General features: G+C 72.5%; 20 protein-coding genes. 10 read left to right on the forward strand and 10 right to left on the reverse strand.

Annotation, left to right across the window (positions count from 1 at the left end; all coding sequences use genetic code 11):
- Nucleotides 1-88: 88 nt before the first annotated feature.
- Both OFY01_RS02795 and OFY01_RS02800 read right to left on the reverse strand, forming a co-directional pair.
- Nucleotides 89-1948, reverse strand: coding sequence for an AAA family ATPase (locus OFY01_RS02795; RefSeq protein WP_266595950.1), 1860 nt, complete (start codon nucleotides 1946-1948; stop codon nucleotides 89-91).
- A gap of 429 nt (nucleotides 1949-2377) precedes the next feature.
- Complete coding sequence (locus tag OFY01_RS02800) at nucleotides 2378-3049, reverse strand: uridine kinase family protein (RefSeq protein ID WP_266595952.1); 672 nt, start codon at nucleotides 3047-3049, stop codon at nucleotides 2378-2380.
- A 226-nt stretch (nucleotides 3050-3275) separates the two neighbouring features.
- Here OFY01_RS02800 and OFY01_RS02805 point away from each other — a divergent pair, with 226 nt between their 5' ends.
- The 3 genes from OFY01_RS02805 (at nucleotide 3276) to OFY01_RS02815 (ending at nucleotide 5591) form a co-directional block, all read left to right on the forward strand.
- Complete coding sequence (locus OFY01_RS02805) at nucleotides 3276-4673, forward strand: peptidase C39 family protein (RefSeq protein ID WP_266595953.1); 1398 nt, start codon at nucleotides 3276-3278, stop codon at nucleotides 4671-4673.
- 82 nt (nucleotides 4674-4755) lie between these two features.
- On the forward strand, nucleotides 4756-5262 hold the full coding sequence (locus tag OFY01_RS02810) for a hypothetical protein (RefSeq protein ID WP_266595954.1): 507 nt from the start codon (nucleotides 4756-4758) through the stop codon (nucleotides 5260-5262).
- A 137-nt stretch (nucleotides 5263-5399) separates the two neighbouring features.
- Nucleotides 5400-5591, forward strand: coding sequence for an SCO1431 family membrane protein (locus OFY01_RS02815; protein ID WP_266595955.1), 192 nt, complete (start codon nucleotides 5400-5402; stop codon nucleotides 5589-5591).
- On the opposite strand, the gene OFY01_RS02820 is transcribed toward OFY01_RS02815, so the two are convergent.
- The 3 genes from OFY01_RS02820 to OFY01_RS02830 are packed head-to-tail and all read right to left on the reverse strand — an operon-like array spanning nucleotide 5569 to nucleotide 8062.
- Nucleotides 5569-6528 (reverse strand): hypothetical protein, encoded by a 960-nt coding sequence (locus OFY01_RS02820; protein ID WP_266595956.1) that lies wholly within the window; start codon nucleotides 6526-6528, stop codon nucleotides 5569-5571. The genes OFY01_RS02815 and OFY01_RS02820 overlap by 23 nt on opposite strands.
- Nucleotides 6525-7478: a DUF6114 domain-containing protein gene (locus OFY01_RS02825; protein WP_266595957.1), complete on the reverse strand. Its 954-nt coding sequence runs from the start codon at nucleotides 7476-7478 to the stop codon at nucleotides 6525-6527. Before OFY01_RS02825 ends, OFY01_RS02820 begins: the two co-directional genes overlap by 4 nt.
- Nucleotides 7469-8062 carry a DUF6230 family protein gene (locus OFY01_RS02830; RefSeq protein WP_266595958.1) on the reverse strand — a complete coding sequence of 198 codons (594 nt, stop codon included), beginning with the start codon at nucleotides 8060-8062 and terminating at the stop codon, nucleotides 7469-7471. The genes OFY01_RS02825 and OFY01_RS02830 overlap by 10 nt, the downstream gene beginning before the upstream one ends.
- Nucleotides 8063-8180: 118 nt before the next feature.
- Here OFY01_RS02830 and OFY01_RS02835 point away from each other — a divergent pair, with 118 nt between their 5' ends.
- Both OFY01_RS02835 and OFY01_RS02840 read left to right on the forward strand, forming a co-directional pair.
- The gene (locus OFY01_RS02835) at nucleotides 8181-8822 is read left to right on the forward strand and encodes a TetR/AcrR family transcriptional regulator (RefSeq protein ID WP_266595960.1); all 642 of its coding nucleotides are present in this window, start codon (nucleotides 8181-8183) and stop codon (nucleotides 8820-8822) included.
- Between the two features lie 374 nt (nucleotides 8823-9196).
- Complete coding sequence (locus OFY01_RS02840; protein WP_266595962.1) at nucleotides 9197-10360, forward strand: acyl-CoA dehydrogenase family protein; 1164 nt, start codon at nucleotides 9197-9199, stop codon at nucleotides 10358-10360.
- A gap of 615 nt (nucleotides 10361-10975) precedes the next feature.
- On the opposite strand, the gene OFY01_RS02850 is transcribed toward OFY01_RS02840, so the two are convergent.
- A complete protein-coding gene (locus OFY01_RS02850) occupies nucleotides 10976-11467 on the reverse strand; it encodes a hypothetical protein (protein WP_266595966.1) in 492 nt (163 codons plus the stop codon).
- A 269-nt stretch (nucleotides 11468-11736) separates the two neighbouring features.
- On the opposite strand from OFY01_RS02850, the gene OFY01_RS02855 reads away from it, so the two are divergent.
- From OFY01_RS02855 to fxsA, 4 genes are all read left to right on the forward strand, one after another.
- Nucleotides 11737-12177 carry an Lrp/AsnC family transcriptional regulator gene (locus OFY01_RS02855; protein WP_266595968.1) on the forward strand — a complete coding sequence of 147 codons (441 nt, stop codon included), beginning with the start codon at nucleotides 11737-11739 and terminating at the stop codon, nucleotides 12175-12177.
- An 84-nt stretch (nucleotides 12178-12261) separates the two neighbouring features.
- On the forward strand, nucleotides 12262-13878 hold the full coding sequence (locus OFY01_RS02860) for an amidohydrolase (RefSeq protein WP_266595970.1): 1617 nt from the start codon (nucleotides 12262-12264) through the stop codon (nucleotides 13876-13878).
- Between the two features lie 533 nt (nucleotides 13879-14411).
- Nucleotides 14412-15197, forward strand: coding sequence for a polyprenol monophosphomannose synthase (locus OFY01_RS02865; RefSeq protein ID WP_266595972.1), 786 nt, complete (start codon nucleotides 14412-14414; stop codon nucleotides 15195-15197).
- A gap of 91 nt (nucleotides 15198-15288) precedes the next feature.
- Nucleotides 15289-15879, forward strand: coding sequence for an FxsA family membrane protein (gene fxsA, locus OFY01_RS02870; RefSeq protein ID WP_266595974.1), 591 nt, complete (start codon nucleotides 15289-15291; stop codon nucleotides 15877-15879).
- A gap of 121 nt (nucleotides 15880-16000) precedes the next feature.
- Here the strand turns inward: fxsA and OFY01_RS02875 are convergent, their stop codons facing one another.
- The 4 genes from OFY01_RS02875 to yczE all read right to left on the reverse strand — a co-directional run bounded on the left by OFY01_RS02875 (nucleotide 16001) and on the right by yczE (nucleotide 19502).
- Nucleotides 16001-16375: an RNA polymerase-binding protein RbpA gene (locus OFY01_RS02875; RefSeq protein WP_109379407.1), complete on the reverse strand. Its 375-nt coding sequence runs from the start codon at nucleotides 16373-16375 to the stop codon at nucleotides 16001-16003.
- Between the two features lie 265 nt (nucleotides 16376-16640).
- Nucleotides 16641-18005, reverse strand: coding sequence for an MFS transporter (locus OFY01_RS02880; protein ID WP_266595977.1), 1365 nt, complete (start codon nucleotides 18003-18005; stop codon nucleotides 16641-16643).
- Nucleotides 18006-18051: 46 nt separating this feature from the next.
- Entirely contained in the window at nucleotides 18052-18828 is a 777-nt protein-coding gene (locus OFY01_RS02885) for a glycerophosphodiester phosphodiesterase (RefSeq protein WP_266595979.1), read from the reverse strand.
- Nucleotides 18825-19502: a membrane protein YczE gene (gene yczE, locus OFY01_RS02890; RefSeq protein ID WP_266595981.1), complete on the reverse strand. Its 678-nt coding sequence runs from the start codon at nucleotides 19500-19502 to the stop codon at nucleotides 18825-18827. Before yczE ends, OFY01_RS02885 begins: the two co-directional genes overlap by 4 nt.
- Before the next feature lie 99 nt (nucleotides 19503-19601).
- On the opposite strand from yczE, the gene yczR reads away from it, so the two are divergent.
- Nucleotides 19602-21089: MocR-like transcription factor YczR (yczR, locus tag OFY01_RS02895; protein ID WP_266595982.1), on the forward strand; the 1488-nt coding region annotated here is incomplete at its 3' end.

Below are 21089 nucleotides of genomic sequence, written 5' to 3' on the forward strand. Positions count from 1 at the left end.
TTCACGTACGGCGGATACCAGACCGAGTGATCAAGTTCGACGCAGCATTCGACGTCGGAGGTTAAAGATCAAGCTAGCCCGGCGGCGCCTACGCGCCGGGCCCCCGCCCGGACAGGACCTCACCGTACGCCTGCATGAGATCTGGCAGCCGAAGGGTTGCCAGATCGTCACGCGTGGGCGCCACCGCGAACCCGCTGAGCCGAAGGTCCCGGTACGCGCACGACTTCTCGTACAGCGTCCGCAGGAACCTCCCGTTGCCCAGCTCGTCGATCCACCCCTGGTCGACGACGTGCCCGGCGATGGACCGCAGCTCCTCCAGCGCCTCCTCGTCCCACACGTCCCCGTTCTCCGCCGCGAGGACCTCGCCGATCGCGGTGAGTTCGAGCGGACGGTACGAGGGGAAGTCGACCCGGGTCGTGAACCGTGACGAAAGACCGGGGTTGGCGGCGAGCAGCCGGTCCATGCCCTCCGGGTAGCCGGCCAGGATCACCACCAGGTGGTCCCGGTTGTCCTCGGCCCGCTTCAGGAGGACCTGCAGCGCCTCGTCGCCGTACGCGTCGCCCTTCCCGTAGCCGGAGTTGGACAACGCGTACGCCTCGTCGACGAACAGGACGCCGCCGAGCGCCGAGTCGATGAGCTCGTTGGCCTTCACCGCCGTCTGGCCGAGATACTCGCCCACCAGGTCGGCCCGCTGCGCCTCCACGAGATGATCGCCGCCGAGCAGCCCGAGCGCGTAGAAGACCCGGCCGAGGATGCGGGCGACCGTGGTCTTGCCGGTGCCGGAGGGGCCGGAGAAGACGAAGTGGCGCTTGGGCGGCTGGACCGGCAGGCCCTGACCGGCTCGCAGGCGTGCCATGTTCAGCTGGGCGGAGACCGCCTTGACCTGGCGCTTGACCGGCTCCAGGCCGACCATGCCCTCCAGTTCGGCGAGCGCCTGGGCCAGCAGCGCGGCGTCGGCCGGGCCCGCGGCGGCCGGCGCGGAGACCGGGACCACCGCCTTGTGCCGGACCCGGTCGGTCTCGTCGGGGGCGACGCCGCCGGGCGGCGGCGGTTCGGGCTCGTCGACCTTCAGATCGCGCCCGCCGCTCTCGTACAGCGGATCGACGGAGTCGGTGATCTCACCCACGTCCTGGCAGCCCGTGAGCGGCAAGGTGGCGTCCACGCTCTCGCCCAGTTCCCCGTACGCGTCCCCCTCGGCGATCGCCGCGAGCCGCGCCGAGGTGTCCATGAACGTCGGGTCGACCCGGTGCACCGCCCGGTACAGGGGCAGCGCGGCCGCCGAGCGGCCCGTGCCCTCGTGGGCCCTCGCCAGCCAGTAGCGCAGCTCCTTGCGCTGCGGCTGCTCGCTGCGGCAGCGCATCAGGGCGGACGAGAGCAGCGGCTGGGCCTGGCCGAACATCTCCAGGCGCACCCGGGCCATGCCGCCGAACAGCCCGGCCTCGATGCCGAGCACCGGGTCGTCGGTCAGCGGGTCCGTGTGGCGGACCAGCTGATCCCAGTCCTTGACCAGGTACGCGCGGCACGCGTGCAGAAACCGCACCTGTGGGTCCGCGTCGACGGGCGGCAGCGCGGCGAGGGCCCGGTCCAGGTCGGGTACGTGCCGCCCGTCCAGCCAGTGCGAGGCGTGGGCGAGCAGCAGGTCACGGGGGTGTTCGAGGACGGGCTGCACCCACCAGCCCAGCCAGTACCAGGAGTTGAGGGTGCGCCGGTGCCGGGCGCGCTGCTCGCCGAACCGGTCGCGGTGGCGGAACATCCGCAGCAGCGCCGTCGTCGTGTCGACGCGCAGCGCGTGCAGTCCCAGCCAGCCGTCGGCCATGCCGGGATCGACCCGCACGGCAGCCCGGAACTCGTCCTCGGCCTGCGGGTAGGCGCCCGTCGTGTAGGCGTCGACCCCCCGCAGCCAGGCCAGATCGGCCGGGCCCGTCGACCCCTCGGTGCCGAAGTCCATCACGTCTCCCACCGCCGTGCCCCGGTGAACCGCTGTGTCGTGGACGGGAGTTGTCACGATGCGGACAGCGAGCCGTCCCAGGCCGCACCGATGGCATCGTACCTGCGACAGCGAGGTCGGCCGTAGGGCGCGACAGGGCGGAAGGCGGGCGTCGAGGGCGCAAGCGGCGCAGGGCTCGGCGCGGGACTCGGCACGGGTGGAGGCATTGACCCGCTGGTGACCCAGGGTGAACAGAAATGCCCCGCCGGGTATCCGCGGAAAGCGGTTGAGGGCAGAACGAAGCCCCCGATCACGGGGGAACAACCGGGGGCTTCGTGTCTTCGGGCGGTCCCGAAAGACCGCACATTGAGAACGTAAGTCCTGTACGGCCCCTGGGTCAAGCCGAGTTGGGGCACTCGCGGAAACTGTCGGAAGTCGATTTCCGGAGGTTCAGCACGCTGCTGGCAGCTCTTCACGGTGAGTGACGGCGGATGCCTGTGTTTCCGCCTCGCCGGGCCCCGCCAGCACCTCGTACCCCTCTGGACACTCCCGCACCACTTGCTCGGCGAAGGGCCACGACGGGTCCCACGCGAAGTGCTTCCGCTCCGCGGGTATCCATCGGTCCCAGAACGCGCGCTGGGGCGCGCCGTCCCGCGCCCTCCCGCGCGCCCACGCCTTCTCGCTGGGCAGGTCCATCCACGCGAGCGTCGCCAGGAACGGCCGCAGCGTCCGCCGTCCGGCCCCCACGCCCTCGATGAGCACGACCTCGGCCGGCGGCAGTTCGCGCGAGCCGGTGAAGTGCCGGGCGACCCAGTCGTACGTCTCGTAGTGCGCGCGCTCGCCCCGCGCCAGCGGCTCGACGACCTGGTCGAGCAGCCGCCCGGTCCAGGCGAAGAGAGCCTCGTGGCTGGCGATGTCGTCCAGGCGCAGCACCGGCGCACCACCGAGCGCCCGCGCGAGCCGGGCGGCGAAGGTCGACTTGCCGGAGCCCGCGTGCCCGTCGACGCCGACGAGACGGACCGGGCCGCAGGAGGGCGGCAGGCGGCGGAGGCGGTCCGCGTACTCGTCCAGGGTCAGGGTGCGGGGTCCGGGGTGGCGGCGGGGGCGGTGGTGAGGGCTCATCGCGGCCAGGGTACGTCCGCGGCCGCCGGGCGGGCTCATCGGTCCCTCGCAGGTCACGCCAGTGGACCAGACCAATATTTGTGGGGTGGGAGCGCGCGAAACGCTGGTGGAAATCCCGGCCGGGCCGCCATAGTTGGCGCACTGTTCCCTCAGGGACACGCACCCCGCGCGACCGTCACGCCCGACCACCACGTCCGCCCGACCCGTCGACTGGGGGACTCACCCGATGACCACACCGGAACCCGGCAATCCCAGCACGCGTATCGCCCCGATCACCCCCCTGAGCCGCAGAACCGTCCTCACCGTCGCCGCCACGGGCGTCGCGCTCGCCGCCACGGCGGGCCGCGCGAGCGCGTCCGGCCCGGCGGCCGAACACAGGTCCGCGCCGACCGTGGACAACCACACCTGGACGTCCCACGCCGACTGGCGCAGCGGCTCCCGCGACGGGGTCCGCGTCGTCGCGGGCCCCCGCCCCGGCGCCACGATCGACCGGCCCGTCGGCACGATGACGTACACCGACCCGCACCTGCACAGGAAGCGGGAGTGGGAGTACGCGCGCTGGACCTCGCCCCGCCACACCCTCACCGTCCCGGCCACCGAACTCGTCGCCTCCTGGAACGCGCACACCCCGCCCGGCACCTGGATCCAGGTCGAACTCGGCGGCGTCTACAGCGACGGCACGCGCACCCCCTGGTACGTGATGGGCCGCTGGACCTCGGGGGACGACGAGGACGTCGACATCCGCCGCACCTCGGTGGACGGCCAGAGCGACGGAAAGTCGAGCATCTGGACGGACACCTTCGCGATCGACGACGCGGCGTCGGGCCTGCGCCTGGCCTCCTACCGGCTCCGCCTGACCCTGCTGCGCGCGCCCGGCGCGAAGGCCGCGCCGACCGTGTGGCGCCTGGGCGCGATGGGCTCCGACGTCCCGGACCGCTTCACCGTCCCCGCCTCGACGCCCGGCCTCGCCGGGGAGTTGCGGGTCCCGCGCTACTCGCAGGACGTCCACGACGGCCAGTACCCGCAGTACGACGGCGGCGGCGAGGCATGGTGCAGCCCCACCTCCTCGCAGATGATCATCGAGTACTGGGGCCGCGAGCCGACCGCCGGCCAGCTCGCGTGGGTCGATCCCCACTACGCCGACCCCCAGGTCTGCCTCGCGGCCCGGGGGACCTACGACTACCAGTACGAGGGCTGCGGCAACTGGCCGTTCAACGCCGCCTACGCGGCCACGTACAGGGATCTCCAGGGTGTGGTCACGCGTCTGCGCTCCCTCACCGACCTGGAGACGCTCATCGCCGCCGGTATCCCGGCCATAACGTCCCAGTCGTTCCTGAAGTCGGAGCTCACCGGCGCCGGATACGGCACCTCGGGACATCTGATGACGGTGATCGGCTTCACCGCCGACGGTGACGTGATCGCCAACGACCCCGCCTCCCCGGACGACCAGGCCGTCCGCCGTGTCTACCGGCGGCGGGAGTTCGAGAACGTCTGGTTGCGCACCAAGCGCCACAACGCCGACGGCAAGGTCGTCTCCGGCACGGGCGGAGTCTGCTATCTGTACTTCCCGACGCGCCTGAGCGAGGGCCGGCGCAGGGCGCTCGCTCAGGTCGGGGTGCGCTGACGGCCGATGAGTCCGGCCGCGCCGAGCGGTCTCCCCTGCGAGAGGGCCGTACACCGTCGGGCCCCGACCGGAGGAGGCCGCCATGCGGCAGCACAACCAGAACCATCCGGCCCTTCGCGCGCTCGATCCGCTCGTCGGTGTCTGGCGCCAGTGGGCGCTCGTCGACGAGGCCCCCGAGGGCCGGCTCGGGCCGATCCGGGTCACGTACGCCTGGACGCCCGACGGCGGCTTCCTCGTCCGGCACGCCGAGCTGCCGCCCGGCCTCGACCTGCCCGGGGCCTGGCGCGAACACCACCCGTTCCCGACCGTCGCGTACATCGGATACGACGACGCCGACGAGCGTTTCACCATGCTGTACGCGGACGGGCGCGGCGTCTCCCGCGTGTACCGCCTGACCCTCGCCGACGGCGAGCTGTGGTTCGGACGCCCGGCCCCCGGCTTCCACCAGCGGGTCCGCGCCCGGTTCGACGCCTCGGGCGACCGGCTCACGGGCGTCTGCGAGAAGTCCGTCGACGGGCACGTCCGGGAGAGGGACTTCGGGATGGAGTACGAGCGCGTCGGGCACGCCGTGGCGGACGCCCGGCCCTGACGCACGTGACCAAGGTCTCGGCCGCGACCGGCTGTTTCGGTGGCATCGTGGGAAGGGTGCCGGGGACCGAGGGGGCCGAGAGGGCTCAGGGCGCACCGGGGGAGTCAGTGCCACGTCGACGACCGAGCGAGCCATCCATGACCGCGAGTTCCGCCACCGCCTCCGCCGCAGCCGCCGCGGCCACTGTCACGAAATTCTCCTCGCGCGCCCGCGCCCGCGCCCGCGGCGGTGGGCCGCGCGAGGACGGGCCGAAGATCATGGAGCACGTGCTGGGCTGGACCCTGGTGGTGGTCGTGGCGATGCTCGTCACCCAGATCGGTCTGATGTGACCTGAGCCGTGCCAGGACCGGCGCCCGCTGCGCCGGGTGCCGGTCCCGCTTCGGGGTCTGGTTCGGGGTCCGGCTCGGGTTCCGCCCGCCAGTGGCCGTCGGGCACGCCCACGAGTCCGTACAGCCACCGCACGGGCGACCGGCGCGGCAGCAGCACGACGCCCGCGACCAGCGCGAACAGTGGCAGCCCGGCCCATCCGCCGAGCAGCCGCACCAGCAGGCTCGCGGTGAGCGCGCCCACGAACGGCAGCCCGTGGACGCCGGCCGCCGCGATGCCCACCGCCACCACCCGCGGCACCTTCCGGTCCCGGTCGGCTCCCGGCAGCGTCCAGCCCTCGGTCAGCCAGCCGATCTCGGTCAGCAGCATCGTCCCGATGACCACCGCGCCGAACAGGAACAGCGCGAGGAACGTTCCGGACGTCAGGAACCCCAGGACGTGGTTGACCACACTGTCGTGCGCCCACCGGTCGAAGTCGTGGACGCCGGGGGAGAGGAACCTGCGGTAGCCGCTGCCGTCCCAGCCGTGGATCAGCGTCGCGAACAGCAGGAAGTATCCGCCCACGCACTGCAGGTACGCCCAGTAGCCCGCGCCCACGAGGACCAGCGCCTGGGCGGCGAGGAACCCGAGGAGCGCGCCGACCGGTATGCCGCCCGCGTACAGGAGCACGAACCCGGCCCACACGCCCCGGTGCCCGTGCGCGACGTACATGGTCGCCCAGGCGGGGTTCTGCCACAGCACGAACAGGCCCGTCGGCACCATGAGCACGCTCGCGAAGAGCAGGGTCAGCGTCAGGTACGGGTTCGCGGCCCGGCTGCGGGTGCGCGGGCCCTCGCCCGCGTTGATCCGCTCCCACAACTGAAGCTGGCGCGCGGCCGAGAGGGCGAAGGTGGCGCCGACGCCGTACGCCCAGAACAGCGCCGCCTGGATCTCGATCACGGCCGCGCCTCCAGGGTGAGCCCGCCCGCCACGATGGAGTCCGAGGTGACCAGCGCCTGATCGGCGGCCACGTTCGTCATGTAGACGAACGGGGGCACCACCGGCGGCACCGGCAGACGGTCCGGTGTGAACGTCAGGCACACCACTCCCTCCAGACAGCCGCTGAACTTGGTCAGATACAGCGTCACGCGCCCGGACAGGTTCAACGTGTCGGCCCCGAGGGCGAGTTCGCCGCTGCCGTCGCGGGTGCGCAGCCGGTAGTCGGTCAGTGAGGCGGCGTTCATGTGCAGCACCATCACCTTCAACGGCCCGCCGGCCGTGGGCAGTTCACGTACGCCCGCGAACGTGAAGCCCCGCGGTGCGAAGCGGGTGGTGGTCACCGTCGGCGGGACCCGCGGCGCGACCGCCTCCCCGGTCGGCGCGGCCCGCGCCGGGCTCGCCCCGTGCAGCCAGGAGCCGACGACGGCCACCGGGAGCAGCAGCGCGAGCGTGCGCGTGCCCTGGTGGTCGCGGACCTTGGCGGCCCGGCCTGCGGCCTTCTCGCCCACAGGTGTCCAGCCGAAGCCCATGGCGCTCCCGGCGATGCCGAGGACCATGCCCACCAGGAACCCGCCGAGGTTCGTCGCGGCGAACGAGAGCACCGAAAGGATCAGCGCGTTGAGGCTGACGTAGTGGCGGGTGTGCGGCAGCAGCCACAGGAAGAACCCCGCCACGATCAGCGCGAGCCCGATCCCGATGGCGGCGATCCCGCCGAGCCCCAGGCTGACCAGGACGGTCAGCGGCGACAAGGGCACCACGAGCAGTTCGGCCCCGCCAAGGATCAGCAGCAGCCCCGCCCAGAACGGCCGGGTGCGCCGCCAGCGGCGCAGCGCGTGGCGCGCCTCGGGCAGCGGAAGGCGCTCGTCGAGCCACCCCCGGTGCGGCAGGTGACGCGGCGCGTTCAGAAGCACGTCTTGCCGCCGATGCCGACCGTGACCTTCATCCCCTTGAGGCGGAAGTCGCCGCCCGTCGCCGACCAGGCGTGCGAGCGTACCTTGGACACCCGGATGTTCCCGGCCTGGAGCCCGAACTTGCCCTGCGGGCCCCGGACTCCGGGGACCGAGTCGAGCGTCGAGGCGTCCCGGCCGATCTGCGCGGTGCCGAACCGGGCGTCGCCGACGAGGTCCCGGCCGTCGATCACGAGGTTGCTGGCGGTGACGTCGCCCGCCGGGCCGCCCGCCGTCAGTTTGAACACCACCGTGCCCACCGGCGTCTTCACCGAGGCGGACTGGCAGATGTCGGTGAGCGTCGCGTCGCCGATGCCGAGCAGGGCGACGGGATGCCCCTTGCCGTCGGCCGACCGGTCCGTCTGGACGTACGAGGCGAGCCCCTTGCTGGTCAGCCGGCCCGACGCCACCTGGAAGCTGGTGCCCGAGACCGCGAACGACGCGGCCAGCGCGCCCTGGGCCATCACGGAGGTCATCGCCCCGACGGCGAGCACGGCGGGCAGTGCCACCACGGCCGTCTTCCTCCAGTTCGTTCTTCCTTCGCTCATGTCGTCCTCCCGTACGTCGTCCACGTGCGTGTGGGGCAGGGAAGTGCGCGGGGCAAAGAGATGCCCTGGAAGGTGCCATACTGCGGAATCCGCAGGCAGTCGGAGACTAGGGCCGGAATTGAATAATAGTCAACAGCGGGCGCGCGGCACCGACCGGTCCGTCGCCCGCCGCGCCGAACTCATCGCCGTGGGACGGAAGTTGTTCGCCGACTCGTCCTACGACGCCTTGTCGATGGACGACATCGCCCGGCACGCGGGCGTCGCCAAGGGGCTGATCTACTACTACTTCAAGTCCAAGCGCGGCTACTACCTCGCGATCATCGAGGAGTCCGTGGGCGACCTGGTGGAGCGCGCGGGCGACACCGGAGGGCTGCCTCCGGCCGAACGCGTGCACCGTACGCTCGACGGCTATCTGCGCTACGCCGAGCGCAACCAGGCGGCCTACCGCACCATCGTCACGGGCGGGGTCGGGTTCGACACCGACGTGCAGGCCATACGTGACGGAGTGCGCGAGGCGATGATCGGGGCGATCGCCCGAGGTGCCTACGGGGCGCCGGAGCTGCCGCAGGTGGCCCGGATGGCGCTGCTCGGCTGGCTGTGCGGTGTGGAGGGCGTGACGCTCGACTGGATCGGCCACCGGGAGGTCGGGCGCGACACGGTCCGTGCGCTGTTGGTGCGGATGCTGAGGCAGACCCTGGAGGTGATCGAGGAGTTCGAGCCGTCGTTCCCCGCCCCGGCGCATGCCCCGGAGCTGCCCTGAGCGTGCGAAGAGGGGCGGGGCCCGGAAGGCATCGGGCCCCGCCCCGGCTCTGCGTGGTCGCGCCCTCGCGCGTCCGTCACGTGTGACATGGACGCGCAAAGGCGCTGAACCGAACATTAGGAGGACCAGACCAGTGGCGTCAATGGTTCGGACCAATGCGCCATCGGTCGGCGGGGTGCTGAGAAAACTTGCGGTGAGCGACCGTTAACTAGTGACGTGAAGCCTCCGATCGGGAATACTCAACACGCCGCAGCCGCTGGTCAGCCGCTTCCGAGACCCGGGAGGGCAGCATTCGGCGCGGTAGTGAAACGACCGGCGCCGTCGCCCACCCTGCGGACGGCGTCGCAGTTCCGCCTTGGGAGGAGAGCGTCGCCATGCCGGATTCCGGAGTCGAGCGTCAGCTGCCGTCGGATGAAGCTCAGGACCTGATGCAGCTGGTCCGCGACATCGCGCAGCGGGAGGTCGCGCCGCGCGCGTCCGAGGACGAGGAGGCGGGCCGCTTCCCGCGCGACACGTTCGCCCTGCTCTCCTCGTCGGGCCTGCTGGGATTGCCGTACGCGGCCGAGTTCGGCGGCGGCGAGCAGCCGTACGAGGTCTATCTCCAGGTACTCGAGGAACTGGCGGCCGCCCGTCTGACGGTCGGCCTCGGGGTGAGCGTGCACTCGCTGTCCTGTCACGCACTCGCCGGGTTCGGCACCAAGGAGCAGCGCGCGGAGCACCTGCCCGCCATGCTCGGCGGCGGCCTGCTCGGCGCGTACTGCCTGTCCGAACCGACCTCCGGCTCCGACGCCGCCTCGCTGCGGACCAAGGCGGTCCGTGACGGTGACGACTGGGTGCTGACCGGCACCAAGGCATGGATCACGCACGGCGGCGTCGCCGACTTCTACACGGTCCTCGCGCGTACCGGCGGCGAGGGCGCGCGCGGCATCACGGCGTTCCTGGTGCCCGGTGACGCGGAGGGCCTGAGCGCGGCCGCGCCGGAGAAGAAGATGGGCATGAAGGGCTCGCCCACCGCTCAGGTGCACTTCGACGGCGTCCGGGTGAGCGACAGCCGGCGGATCGGGGGCGAGGGCCAGGGCTTCCAGATCGCCCTGTCCGCGCTCGACTCCGGCCGCCTCGGCATCGCGGCCTGCGCGGTCGGCGTGGCGCAGGCCGCGCTCGACGCGGCGGTGGAGTACGCCAAGGGGCGGTCCCAGTTCGGGCACCCCGTCGCCGACTTCCAGGGGCTGCGGTTCATGCTCGCGGACATGGCGACGCAGGTCGAGGCGGGCCGTGCGTTGTATCTGTCGGCGGCCCGGCTGCGGGACGCGGGCCGTCCGTTCTCCAAGCAGGCGGCGATGGCGAAGCTGCTGTGCACCGACGCCGCCATGAAGGTGACGACGGACGCGGTACAGGTCTTCGGCGGCTACGGCTACACGGCCGACTTCCCCGTGGAGCGCTACATGCGCGAGGCGAAGGTGCTGCAGATCGTCGAGGGCACCAATCAGATCCAGCGCGTGGTCATCGCCCGCCACCTCGCGGGCCCGGAGACCCGCTGAACTGGCCCGTGCGCACGGTGGGCGCCACGAGCCGCGCCCACTCGGGGTCGTGGCGACCCGGCAGGGTGCGGCCCCGGTCCGCCCAACTGGTGAGCAGGGAGCGGAAGATCGGCGGGTCCTGTGGCTCGTGGAACTGCTGAGGCGGATGGGGCTGTCGCTGCTGCTGCGGCAGCTGGTGAAGCGATTCTGCTTCTGCGGAGACAGGGGCCAGGGTGCGCCTGCGTCGGCCGCTGGGCGCAGTGGACGGCGTCTGCGTCGGGGGCATGCCGGGTCAACGTGCGGGGGACGGGAGAGGTCACCGGTTGACGCAATCGATCCTCCGTTCGATGCATAACCGTCCGCGCGGTGCCACGCCGACCGGACGGACCGTGCCGCTTCGACGGTGTCAACTCCCCCTGTGCTCAGGGAGATGTGCCTCGGCCCGGGGCGGGGGTGGCCCTTCCGCGTCGCCACGGGAGACCGCGACGCTCACCCCGGCCGGCCCCGCGCACCGTGGACGTCGGCGGGTTGACGGCGCCGGGCGGACGACCCGGACGTGGCGCTGCTCCCGCACCACGGCAGCCTGTCGGCCGCGGCGCGGGGCGTGTACGGGAGAAGGGGCCGCGGGAGTCGGGCTCAGGCGGCCCGGCGGTCGCCCTGGCCGGGCACCCGGATGGGGCGCGAGCCGGGGCCGCCCACGTGCGAGAACGGCTGAGTCCGCCAGTCGAGCCCCTGCGGCAGCGTCAACAGCAGTGAGGCGTGCTGCTCCTGAGCGCCCGTCAGTTCGTCGGCGGGGCGCGCCCGCGCGGCGTCGCGGCCGGTACCGGCGCAGACCGTGAGGCCGAACGGGTTCCACGGCGAGGCGCACAGCGCGTGCTCGGGCAGGACGTCCTCGTCCGCCAGGAGGGCGATCGGCTGCGCGCAGTCCGGGCAGATCACCCGGTAGATCTCCAGGGTGTCGTACAGGTCGGCGCGGGGCTCGCGCCCGCCCTCGTCGCCGTCCTCCACCTCGTCGTACGCGTCGAGTTCCTCGGCCGGACGTCCTTCGACGCCCTCCGGCTGGGGCTCGATCCGCTGGCGGCCACGGCCTCGCGCGGCAGTCCGACCGGAACGCTTCACACTCTGCATGGGAATCTCCCCCTCGGGTGGGCCTACTGCTGTCATCTCGAGCGGCAGCTCGACTCGCGGCCCCGACCACAGCAAGCACTTCCCGTCCCGTCGTCGGGGTAATCGCCGCATGCGGGAGGACACTGTTCGAGCCATGTGGCGTTCGTCACATGCCGAATGCAGGTGCCGGGAACGCGGTAGGTGAGAGGGCCGGTCCGGGCCGGCCCCGCTCCGCTGTGTGGAGCCCTTCGGCTATCCGGGGAGATCACCCGCCCTGTAGGTTCAAGACCATGGAGGAGCTCGACCGTCAGATCGTTCAGCTGCTCGTCAAGGACGGGCGGATGAGCTACACCGACCTGGGCAAGGCCACGGGCCTGTCCACGTCCGCCGTGCACCAGCGGGTGCGCCGTCTCGAACAGCGCGGCGTGATCCGCGGTTATGCCGCGGTCGTCGATCCGGAGTCGGTCGGGCTGCCGCTCACGGCGTTCATCTCGGTGAAACCCTTCGACCCGAGCGCCCCCGACGACATCGCGGACCGGCTCGCGGGCGTGCCGGAGATCGAGGCGTGCCACAGCGTGGCGGGCGACGAGAACTACATCCTCAAGGTGCGGGTGGGCACCCCGCACGAACTGGAACACCTCCTGGCCCGGGTCCGCTCCCTGGCGGGCGTCTCCACCCGCACGACGGTGGTTCTCTCGACCCCGTACGAGGCCAGACCGCCGCAGGTGTAGCGCGGCGCCGCCGCGGCGCGGCGTCCGCCGGAAAAAGAGGACCCCAAAGCCGGACCACCCCGCCCCGCGCGGGAGACTGTCACCATGAGCACGCCCCCCAGCCCCCGCACCGCCCTCCTGCGTCACGGTGAGGTCCACAGCCCCGCCGACCCCTTCGCCACCGCCATGGTCGTAGAGGCGGGACACATCGCCTGGGTCGGTTCGGAAGGCGCGGCGGACGCGTTCGCGGACGGCGTCGACGAGGTCGTCGACCTCGACGGCGCCCTGGTCACCCCGGCGTTCACCGACGCCCACGTCCACACCACCGCCACGGGCCTCGCCCTGACCGGACTCGACCTCACGGCGGCGGCGACCCGCGCCGAAGCCCTCACCCTCGTACGCGAACACGCCATCGCCCGCCCCACCGACCGCGTTCTGCTCGGCCACGGCTGGGACGCCTCCCGCTGGCCCGACCGCCGCCCCCTGACCCGTACGGAACTCGACGAGGCCACCGGTGGCCGTCCCGTCTACCTCTCCCGCATCGACGTGCACTCCGCCGTCGTCGGCACCGCCCTGCTCGACCTCGTCCCCGGCATCACCGACCTCCCCGGCTACGCACCCGACGAGCCGCTCACCCGCGACGCCCATCACGCCGCACGGGCCGCCGCGCTCGGCGCCGTCGGCCCGGCGCAGCGCACCGAAGCCCAGCGGGCGGCGCTGCGCCACGCCGCGTCGGTCGGTATCGGCTCGGTCCACGAGTGCGGCGGCCCGGAGATCTCCGGCGAGGACGACTTCACCTCCCTGCTCGACCTCGCCCGCTCCGAGCCGGGCCCGCGCGTCGTCGGCTACTGGGCCGACCGCGACATCGAGCGCGCCCGCGCCCTCGGCGCGCTCGGCGCCGCGGGCGACCTGTTCGTGGACGGAGCCCTCGGCTCGCACACCGCGTGCCTGCACGAGCCGTACGCCGACACCGCCGCCCCCCACACCGGCATCGCCTACCTCACCACCGAGGACGTCGCCGCCCACGTGGCCGCCTGCACCGAAGCCGGCCTGCAGGCCGGGTTCCACGCCATCGGCGACGCCGCCGTGACGTCCGTCGTCGAGGGCGTCCGCGCCGTCGCTGAGAAGCTCGGAATCGCCCGCGTGCGCGCCGCCCGCCACCGCGTCGAACACGCCGAGATGCTCACCCCGGACGCCGTCGCCGCCTTCGCCGAACTGGGCCTCACCGCCTCCGTGCAGCCCGCGTTCGACGCCCTGTGGGGCGGCGACAGCGGCATGTACGCGGACCGGCTCGGCGTCGAACGGGCCCGCGCGCTCAACCCGTTCGCGGCCCTGCTGCGCGCTGGTGTCCCGCTCGCCTTCGGCTCCGACAGCCCGGTCACCCCGCTCGACCCCTGGGCCGCCGTGCGGGCCGCCGCGTTCCACCGCACACCCGAACACCGGGTCTCCGTACGGGCCGCGTTCACCGCGCACACGCGCGGCGGCTGGCGCGCGGTCGGCCGTGACGACGCGGGCACCCTCGTGCCCGGGGCTCCCGCCGACTACGCCGTGTGGCGCACGGACGCGCTGGTCGTGCAGGCGCCGGACGACCGTGTCGCGCGCTGGTCCACGGATCCGCGTTCGGGCACACCGGGGCTGCCCGACCTCACCCCGGGCGCCCAACTCCCGGTCTGCCTGCGGACGGTGGTCTCCGGTCAGACCGTGTACGCCGGGGACCGGTAGCGGCGCGGCGGACCCGCCGTAGGGCCGGACGAGTGATGTACCGGGGCGGCGCGGGCGCGTTCTGGCCGCCGAACGGCCCCGTACGACCTGCGAGTCCTCGGGCTTGACCAGGGGAGATCTCGAAGAGCCCCAGGTCAAACGGCTGTTGACAGAACGCGGAGGTCGGCGGGTAGGTTCGGCCGGGTCCACCACCTCCAGGTACGACCGGGGAACTCCACGCAGTCGTCGAACGCAGCTGGGTCAGAGGGGGGCGCACCGCACCGGGGCGCCGCCACTGGGAGCCAGGCCCAGCGCCCGCGCCACGGGGCGCTGGAACGTTCCGGCCGGCCGGCCAGGTGCGACCCGGGTGGGGCCCGGGCGTTCAGTAGACAACGGCTTTCGGTCGGCCCGCAGCCAGCGGGCCCCAGGTCGGCCCGAAGGACGCCGGGCCCCGACCCGCAGCTTCGCGCGCCCGTGACAGGGAGCCTGATCGGCGTCAACCCCGGTGCTCGCTATGGTGGTCCCCTTGAGCGAGGAAGTTCTAAGGGGAATCTGTGAACGACGGCGGTGGGCGCACATTCGGCCCTCTGGGCACGGCCTTGGTGATCATCCCGACCTACAACGAGGCGGAGAACATCGAGTCCATCGTCGGCCGCGTCCGGGCCGCCGTGCCCGAGGCGCACATCCTGGTCGCCGACGACAACAGCCCTGACGGCACCGGCAAGCTCGCCGACGCGCTGGCCGCCGACGACGAGCATGTGCACGTGCTGCACCGCACCGGCAAGGAGGGCCTGGGCGCCGCCTACCTCGCGGGCTTCGCGTGGGGCATGGAGCACGGCTACGGCGTCCTGGTCGAGATGGACGCCGACGGCTCCCACCAGCCGGAGGAGCTGCCCCGCCTGCTCACCGCTCTCAAGGGCGCCGACCTGGTGCTCGGCTCGCGCTGGGTGCCCGGCGGACGCGTCGTCAACTGGCCCAAGTCCCGCGAGTTCCTCTCCCGTGGCGGCTCGACGTACTCGCGTCTGCTTCTGGACGTTCCGATCCGCGACGTGACGGGCGGATTCCGGGCGTTTCGCCGCGAGACCCTCGAAGGTCTCGGCCTGGACGAGGTCGCCTCGCAGGGCTACTGCTTCCAGGTCGACCTCGCCCGCCGCGCGGTGAAGGCCGGGTACCACGTGGTCGAGGTGCCCATCACGTTCGTCGAGCGCGAACTGGGCGACTCCAAGATGAGCAAGGACATCGTCGTGGAGGCCCTGTGGCGGGTCACCACGTGGGGCGTGGGGGAGCGGGTCGGCAAGGTCGTCGGGCGTCGCGGAAGCCGCCCGGACGGCCGCCCCTGACGGGCCGCTCTCCCGCGGCGGGGACCGTCGCGGCCACGGCCTTGATCTCCCGCTTACGCCGCCGACACGGCGGCCCAGGCACACTGGGACCATGACCACTGGCATTCCGCCCCGCAATCAGTCCGCCGGGGTCCGGCGTTCCCGGACCCGTACGTTGCTGCCGCTCGGTGTCGCCGCGTGGCTGGTCCTGGAGATCTGGCTGCTCACGGTCGTCGCGGGAGCCATCGGCGGGTTCGCGCTCTTCCTGCTGCTCGTCGCCGGGTTCGTGCTCGGCAGCGTGACCATGAAGAGCGCCGGCCGCCGCGCCTTCCAGAACCTCAACGCCATGCTGCAGAGCCGGCAGGCCGGCTCGGCCGAACCGACGGGCGAGCGGCGCGCGGAGGGGAACGGGCTGCTCATGCTGGCCGGTCTCTTCCTGATCATCCCCGGGCTCATCTCTGACGCCGTCGGTCTCGTGCTGCTGGTGCCGCCGGTCCGCTCCGCCCTGAGCCGGTACATGGGACGCACGGTCGAGCGGAAGATGAACGCGGCGGCTCCGGGCACGTTCGGTGACGCGTTCCAGCAGGCGCGGACGCACCGGCCGGGCGGCGGCACGGTGATCCAGGGCGAGGTGATCCGCGAGGACGGAACCCCGGGCGACGCCCGCGGTGACGAGGGGCCGCGCCCGCCGATCACGCCCTGAGCGGGCGCGCGGTGGCACGCGGGGGACGAGCCAACGGCCGGGGGGGGGACACACGGTGTGTGTCCGGCCCCCGGCCGTGGTGCTCAGGCGCGCCGATCCGTCTCGGGTGGCCCTGTGTCGGTCAGGCCGACTTGCGGCTGTCGCGCGGGTGGACGGCGATGTTCATCGCGCCCGAACGCAGGACCGCCAGACGCTCCTCGAGGACCTCTTCGAGCTCCTCACGAGTGCGCCGCTCCATCAGCATGTCCCAATGAGTACGGGCGGGCTTCCCCTTCTTCTCCTCAGGGCCGTCACCGTCGACCAGAAGTGCCTGGGCCCCGCAGACCTTGCACTCCCACTCCGGCGGGATCTCGGCCTCCACCGAGAAGGGCATCTCGAAGCGGTGCCCCTTCTCGCATGCGTACTCCACGGCCTGGCGCGGTGCCAGGTCGATGCCGCGGTCCGTCTCGTAGCTGGTCACCACGAGGCGTGTGCCGCGAAGAGCTCGCTCACTCATGAATCGTGCCTCCCGGGCTTGTCGCCCACAGGACAGGTGTCGCTGTCGTCGTCATCCGGTCAACGTCCGGTCGGCGGTAAAGATTCCCGTTCCGGGTCATGCGTCGCCGTCGTAGCCGCAACCTGGTCAACCAATGCAGTACCCACCAGCGCCCGGTTTGTCACCTCTGACACCAGATCTCACCCAGCGTTTAACATTCTTGACGTGCAGTAACGGTACGCCTGGCAGGCCAACCGCGTACACTACCGGCCTTTGGCCTCAGGTGCTAAATCCTGGCCGGTACGGGATTGCCCGCGTCGCGCACCGCCCGCCGCACCGGCACCCGCGCGAGCAGGCCGAAACCGATCACGAAGAACGCCACCAGGGACACGATCGCGTCCCGGTAGCTGCCGGTCAGCTGGTAGGCGAGCCCGAACACCAGCGGCCCCACCCAGCTCAGCCCCCGGTCGCTCATCTCGTACGCGGAGAAGTACTCGGCCTCCTTGCCCGCCGGTACGAGATGGGAGAACAGCGAGCGGGACAACGCCTGACTGCCGCCGAGGACCAGACCGATGCCCGCCGCGAGCACGAAGAACCAGAACGGGGCGCGCGCGGGCAGGAAGTACCCCGCGCCGATCGTCACCGTCCACGCCACCAGCGAGCCGAGGATCGTGCGCTTGGCCCCGTACACACGCGCGAGCCGGCCCATCGCGAGGGCCCCCGCGATCGCCAGGATCTGCACGAGCAGCACCGCCACGATCAGCGTCGACTGGCCGAGCCTCAGTTCCTGCGAGCCGTACACCGACGCCTGGCTGATCACCGTCTGGATGCCGTCGTTGTAGATGAGGTAGGCGAGGAGGAAGGACAGCGTCAGCGGATGTCTGCGCATGTCCCTGACCGTGGCGAGGAGCTGGCGCAGCCCCGGCGCCGCGGCGGCGGAGGACCGCTCGCCCGCCGGCGTCCGCCGCTCCCGCAGCCGGCGCAGCGGCACCAGCGTGAACGCACCCCACCACACCCCCGCCGTCGCCAGGCAGATCCGTACGGCCGTCCCCTCGGTGACACCGAAGGTGTCGTGGGCCGAGTAGAGCACCAGGTTCGCGACGAGGACGAGCGATCCCGCCGCGTAGCCGAAGGCCCAGCCGCGCGACGAGACGGCGTCCCGTTCCTCGGGCGGCGCGATCTGCGGCAGGTACGAGTTGTAGAGGACCATCGAGACGGCCAGCGAGGAGTTCGCGACCACGAGCAGCATCCCGCCGAGCAGATACCGCTCACCGCCCAGGAAGAACATCCCGGTCGTCGCGGCCGCGCCCAGGTACGCCGAGAGCGCGAGCAGCGGCTTCTTGCGCCCCGACCGGTCAGCGGCCGCGCCCGCCAGAGGCATCAGCACGACGGCGACGATCACCGACAGCGAGACCGTGTACGGGAAGAACGACCCGGCGCGGACGGGGATCCCCAGCGGATGGACGTATCCGCCCGAGTCGGCGGCGGCCTCGGCGACCGAGGTCAGATACGGCCCGAGGAACACCGTCAGCACGCTCGTCGAATAGACCGTGCACGCCCAGTCGTAGAAGTACCAGCCGAGTTGCTCGCGTTTGCGGTCGGCGAGCTCGCTCGCCGAGGCAGTCGTCTCCTGCACGGTGTCGGTGCTCACCCGTGTCCCCTTGCCGTCCCCGTGGTCCACCGCCGCGCGCGTGGCGTCAGACCCAGCTCCCCCGGTCCGCCAGGACGCCGCGCAGCGTCTCGATCTGGTCGGAAACTATGCCATCGACCCCCAGGTCGAGAAGGTGTCGCATCTCATCCGCTTCGTTGACCGTCCACACGTGAACCTGCAGCCCACGCGCGTGGGCCGCCCGTACGAAGCGCCGGTCGACGACGCGGACGCCCGACTGCGCCACCGGAACCTGCGCGCACAGCGCGGACCGGCGCAGCGGCGCGGGCACCCCGTACGACCTCAGCCGCAGCCCCACCACCCCCTTGGTGCCGTACGACGTCGCCAGGCGCGGACCGGCGACGGCCTGCGCCCTGGCGACGCGCGCCTCGCAGAACGAGCCCACGCAGACGCGGTCCCACGCGCGCGTGCGGCGGATCAGCTCCACGAGCGGGAGCAGCGCGGGCTCCGCCTTGACGTCCACGTTCCAGCGCACGTCGGGGAAGGTCTCCAGAAGGTCCTCGAAGAGCGGCACGGGCTCGCTGCCCGCCACGCGCGCGTGGCGCACCGCGCTCCAGGGCAGGTCGGCGATCCTGCCACGGGAGTCGGTGACACGGTCGAGGGTCGCGTCGTGGAAGGCGACGATCCGGCCGTCGGCCGTGGCGTGCACGTCGGTCTCGATGTAGCGGTAGCCGAGGTCGACGGCGCGGCGGAACGCGGCGGCGGTGTTCTCCAGGCCGTCCGCCGCCCCGCCGCGGTGGGCGAGGGCGAGCGGTCCGGGATGGTCGAGGTAGGGATGGCGGGCGGGGCGGGTCGGTGCGGTCACCGACGCAGTATCACCCGGGACGGTGACGCCACGGCGACCGCGGTGGACCGGGCGGTGGACGGCGCGGGAACGGCGAAGAGGCGCAGGAAGAACTGGGCGAGCGGCCCGATCGCCAGCGCGTACAGGAGCGTGCCGACCCCGATCGTGCCGCCGAGCGCGAAGCCGGTGGCCACGACCACGGCCTCGACGGCCGTGCGCGTCAGCCGGATCGACCGGCCCGTGCGCCGGTGCAGACCCGTCATGAGGCCGTCACGCGGGCCGGGACCGAACCGGGCCGAGATGTACAGGCCGGTCGCCGCCCCGTTGAGCAGGACCGCGCCGACCATCAGGGACCCGCGGGCGGCGTGGCCGTGCACGCCGGGGACCGCGGCGAGGGTGGCGTCCATCGCGACGCCGATCACGAAGACGTTCGAGACCGTGCCGAGGCCGGGCCGCTGCCGCAGCGGCACCCACAGCAGCAGCACGACCGCGCCCACGATGATCGAGACGACGCCGATCGAGATCCCCGTCAGGTCGGCGAGCCCCTGGTGCAGCACGCCCCAGGGCTCCAGACCGAGACCCGCCTTCACGAGCAGCGCGGAACTCGCGCCGTACAGGGCGAGGCCGACGTACAACTGGACGAGCCGCCGCACGAGCGAGCTGCCAGGTGCGTAAACCGATGAAGAACCGGACAAGAGGGCCCCCTGGTGGTGGTAGTGGCCTGACCCGTGTCACTCTGTGGCTTGGCGGATGACGCCAACCATGGCCAATTCGAGAAAGGTGGACCGGAAACGATGGCCCAGTGGACCTCGGCGATCGGGTCGACCCAGCTCGCCCGGCTGCTCACCTCGCAGCAGGCGCGCCCCGCGGGCCCCGGCACGCGCCGCCCGCCCGCCTACCGCGCCCTGGCCGACGGCGTCCGCCTGCTCGTCCTGGAGGGCCGTGTCCCGGTGGCGACCCGGCTGCCCGCCGAGCGGGAACTCGCCCAGGCGCTCTCGGTGAGCCGCACCACCGTCGCCGCCGCCTACGAGGCGCTGCGCGGCGAGGGCTTCCTGGAGTCGCGCAGGGGAGCGGGCAGCTGGACGGCCGTCCCCGCGGGCAACCCGCTGCCCGCCCGTGGCCTCGAACCACTGCCGCCGGAGACGCTGGGCTCGATGATCGACCTCGGCACCGCCGCGCTGCCCGCCCCCGAACCGTGGCTGACCCGCGCGGTCCAGGGCGCCCTGGAGGAGCTTCCCCCCTACGCCCACACGCACGGCGACTACCCGGCCGGTCTGCCCGCGCTGCGCACGATGATCGCCGAGCGCTACACCGCACAGGGCATCCCGACCATGCCCGAGCAGATCATGGTGACGACCGGCGCGATGGGCGCCATGGACGCCATCTGTCACCTGTTCGCCGGGCGCGGCGAACGCGTCGCCGTGGAGTCGCCGAGCTACGCCAACATCCTCCAGCTGATGCGCGAGGCGGGCCTGCGCCTGGTGCCCGTCGCCATGGCCGACGGTTTCCGCGGCTGGGACCTGGACCGCTGGCGCCAGGTGCTGCGCGATGCCGCGCCCCGGCTCGCGTACGTCGTCGCCGACTTCCACAACCCGACCGGCGTCCTCGCCGACGAGGAGCAGCGCCGCGCCCTGGTCGACGCGGCCCGCGCGGCGGGCACCGTGCTCGTCGCCGACGAGACCATGTCCGAACTGTACTTCGACCCCGGCCTGGACATGCCGCGCCGCGTCTGTGCCTTCGACCCGGCCGGGGCCACCGTCATCACGGTCGGGTCGGCCAGCAAGGCGTTCTGGGCGGGCATGCGGATCGGCTGGGTGCGGGCCGCACCCGACGTGATCCGCAGCCTGGTCGCGGCACGCGCCTACGCGGACCTGGGCACACCGGTCCTCGAACAACTGGCCGTGAACTGGCTGCTCAACACGGGCGGCTGGGAGGAGGCCGTCGTGCTCCGCCGCGACCAGGCACGGGAGAACCGGGACGCGCTCGTCGCGGCGGTCCGCCGGGAGCTGCCCGACTGGGAGTTCGACGTGCCGCTGGGCGGTCTGACGCTGTGGGTGAGGGCCGGCGGCCTGTCCGGCTCGCGCCTCGCCGAGGCGGGGGAGCGGGTCGGCGTCCGAGTGCCGTCCGGCCCGCGGTTCGGTGTCGACGGCGCTTTCGAGGGGTACGTGCGCCTGCCGTTCACGGTCGGCGGCGCGGTGGCCGAGGAGGCCGCCGTCCGGCTCGCGGCGGCGGCCCGTCTGGTGACGTCGGGGCGGGGCGGCAGCGGCGACGTGCCGCGCACG

Source organism: Streptomyces beihaiensis, assembly GCF_026274175.1.
Taxonomy (GTDB): domain Bacteria; phylum Actinomycetota; class Actinomycetes; order Streptomycetales; family Streptomycetaceae; genus Streptomyces; species Streptomyces beihaiensis.

What these genes read in the sequence shown, in the direction of transcription:
- OFY01_RS02795 (WP_266595950.1), bottom strand. Translation starts at nt 1,948, where the DNA reads ATGGACTTCGGCACCGAGGGGTCGACGGGCCCGGCCGATCTGGCCTGG.
- OFY01_RS02800 (WP_266595952.1), bottom strand. Translation starts at nt 3,049, where the DNA reads ATGAGCCCTCACCACCGCCCCCGCCGCCACCCCGGACCCCGCACCCTG.
- OFY01_RS02805 (WP_266595953.1), top strand. Translation starts at nt 3,276, where the DNA reads ATGACCACACCGGAACCCGGCAATCCCAGCACGCGTATCGCCCCGATC.
- OFY01_RS02810 (WP_266595954.1), top strand. Translation starts at nt 4,756, where the DNA reads ATGCGGCAGCACAACCAGAACCATCCGGCCCTTCGCGCGCTCGATCCG.
- OFY01_RS02815 (WP_266595955.1), top strand. Translation starts at nt 5,400, where the DNA reads ATGACCGCGAGTTCCGCCACCGCCTCCGCCGCAGCCGCCGCGGCCACT.
- OFY01_RS02830 (WP_266595958.1), bottom strand. Translation starts at nt 8,062, where the DNA reads ATGAGCGAAGGAAGAACGAACTGGAGGAAGACGGCCGTGGTGGCACTG.
- OFY01_RS02840 (WP_266595962.1), top strand. Translation starts at nt 9,197, where the DNA reads ATGCCGGATTCCGGAGTCGAGCGTCAGCTGCCGTCGGATGAAGCTCAG.
- OFY01_RS02850 (WP_266595966.1), bottom strand. Translation starts at nt 11,467, where the DNA reads ATGCAGAGTGTGAAGCGTTCCGGTCGGACTGCCGCGCGAGGCCGTGGC.
- OFY01_RS02855 (WP_266595968.1), top strand. Translation starts at nt 11,737, where the DNA reads ATGGAGGAGCTCGACCGTCAGATCGTTCAGCTGCTCGTCAAGGACGGG.
- OFY01_RS02860 (WP_266595970.1), top strand. Translation starts at nt 12,262, where the DNA reads ATGAGCACGCCCCCCAGCCCCCGCACCGCCCTCCTGCGTCACGGTGAG.
- fxsA (WP_266595974.1), top strand. Translation starts at nt 15,289, where the DNA reads ATGACCACTGGCATTCCGCCCCGCAATCAGTCCGCCGGGGTCCGGCGT.
- OFY01_RS02875 (WP_109379407.1), bottom strand. Translation starts at nt 16,375, where the DNA reads ATGAGTGAGCGAGCTCTTCGCGGCACACGCCTCGTGGTGACCAGCTAC.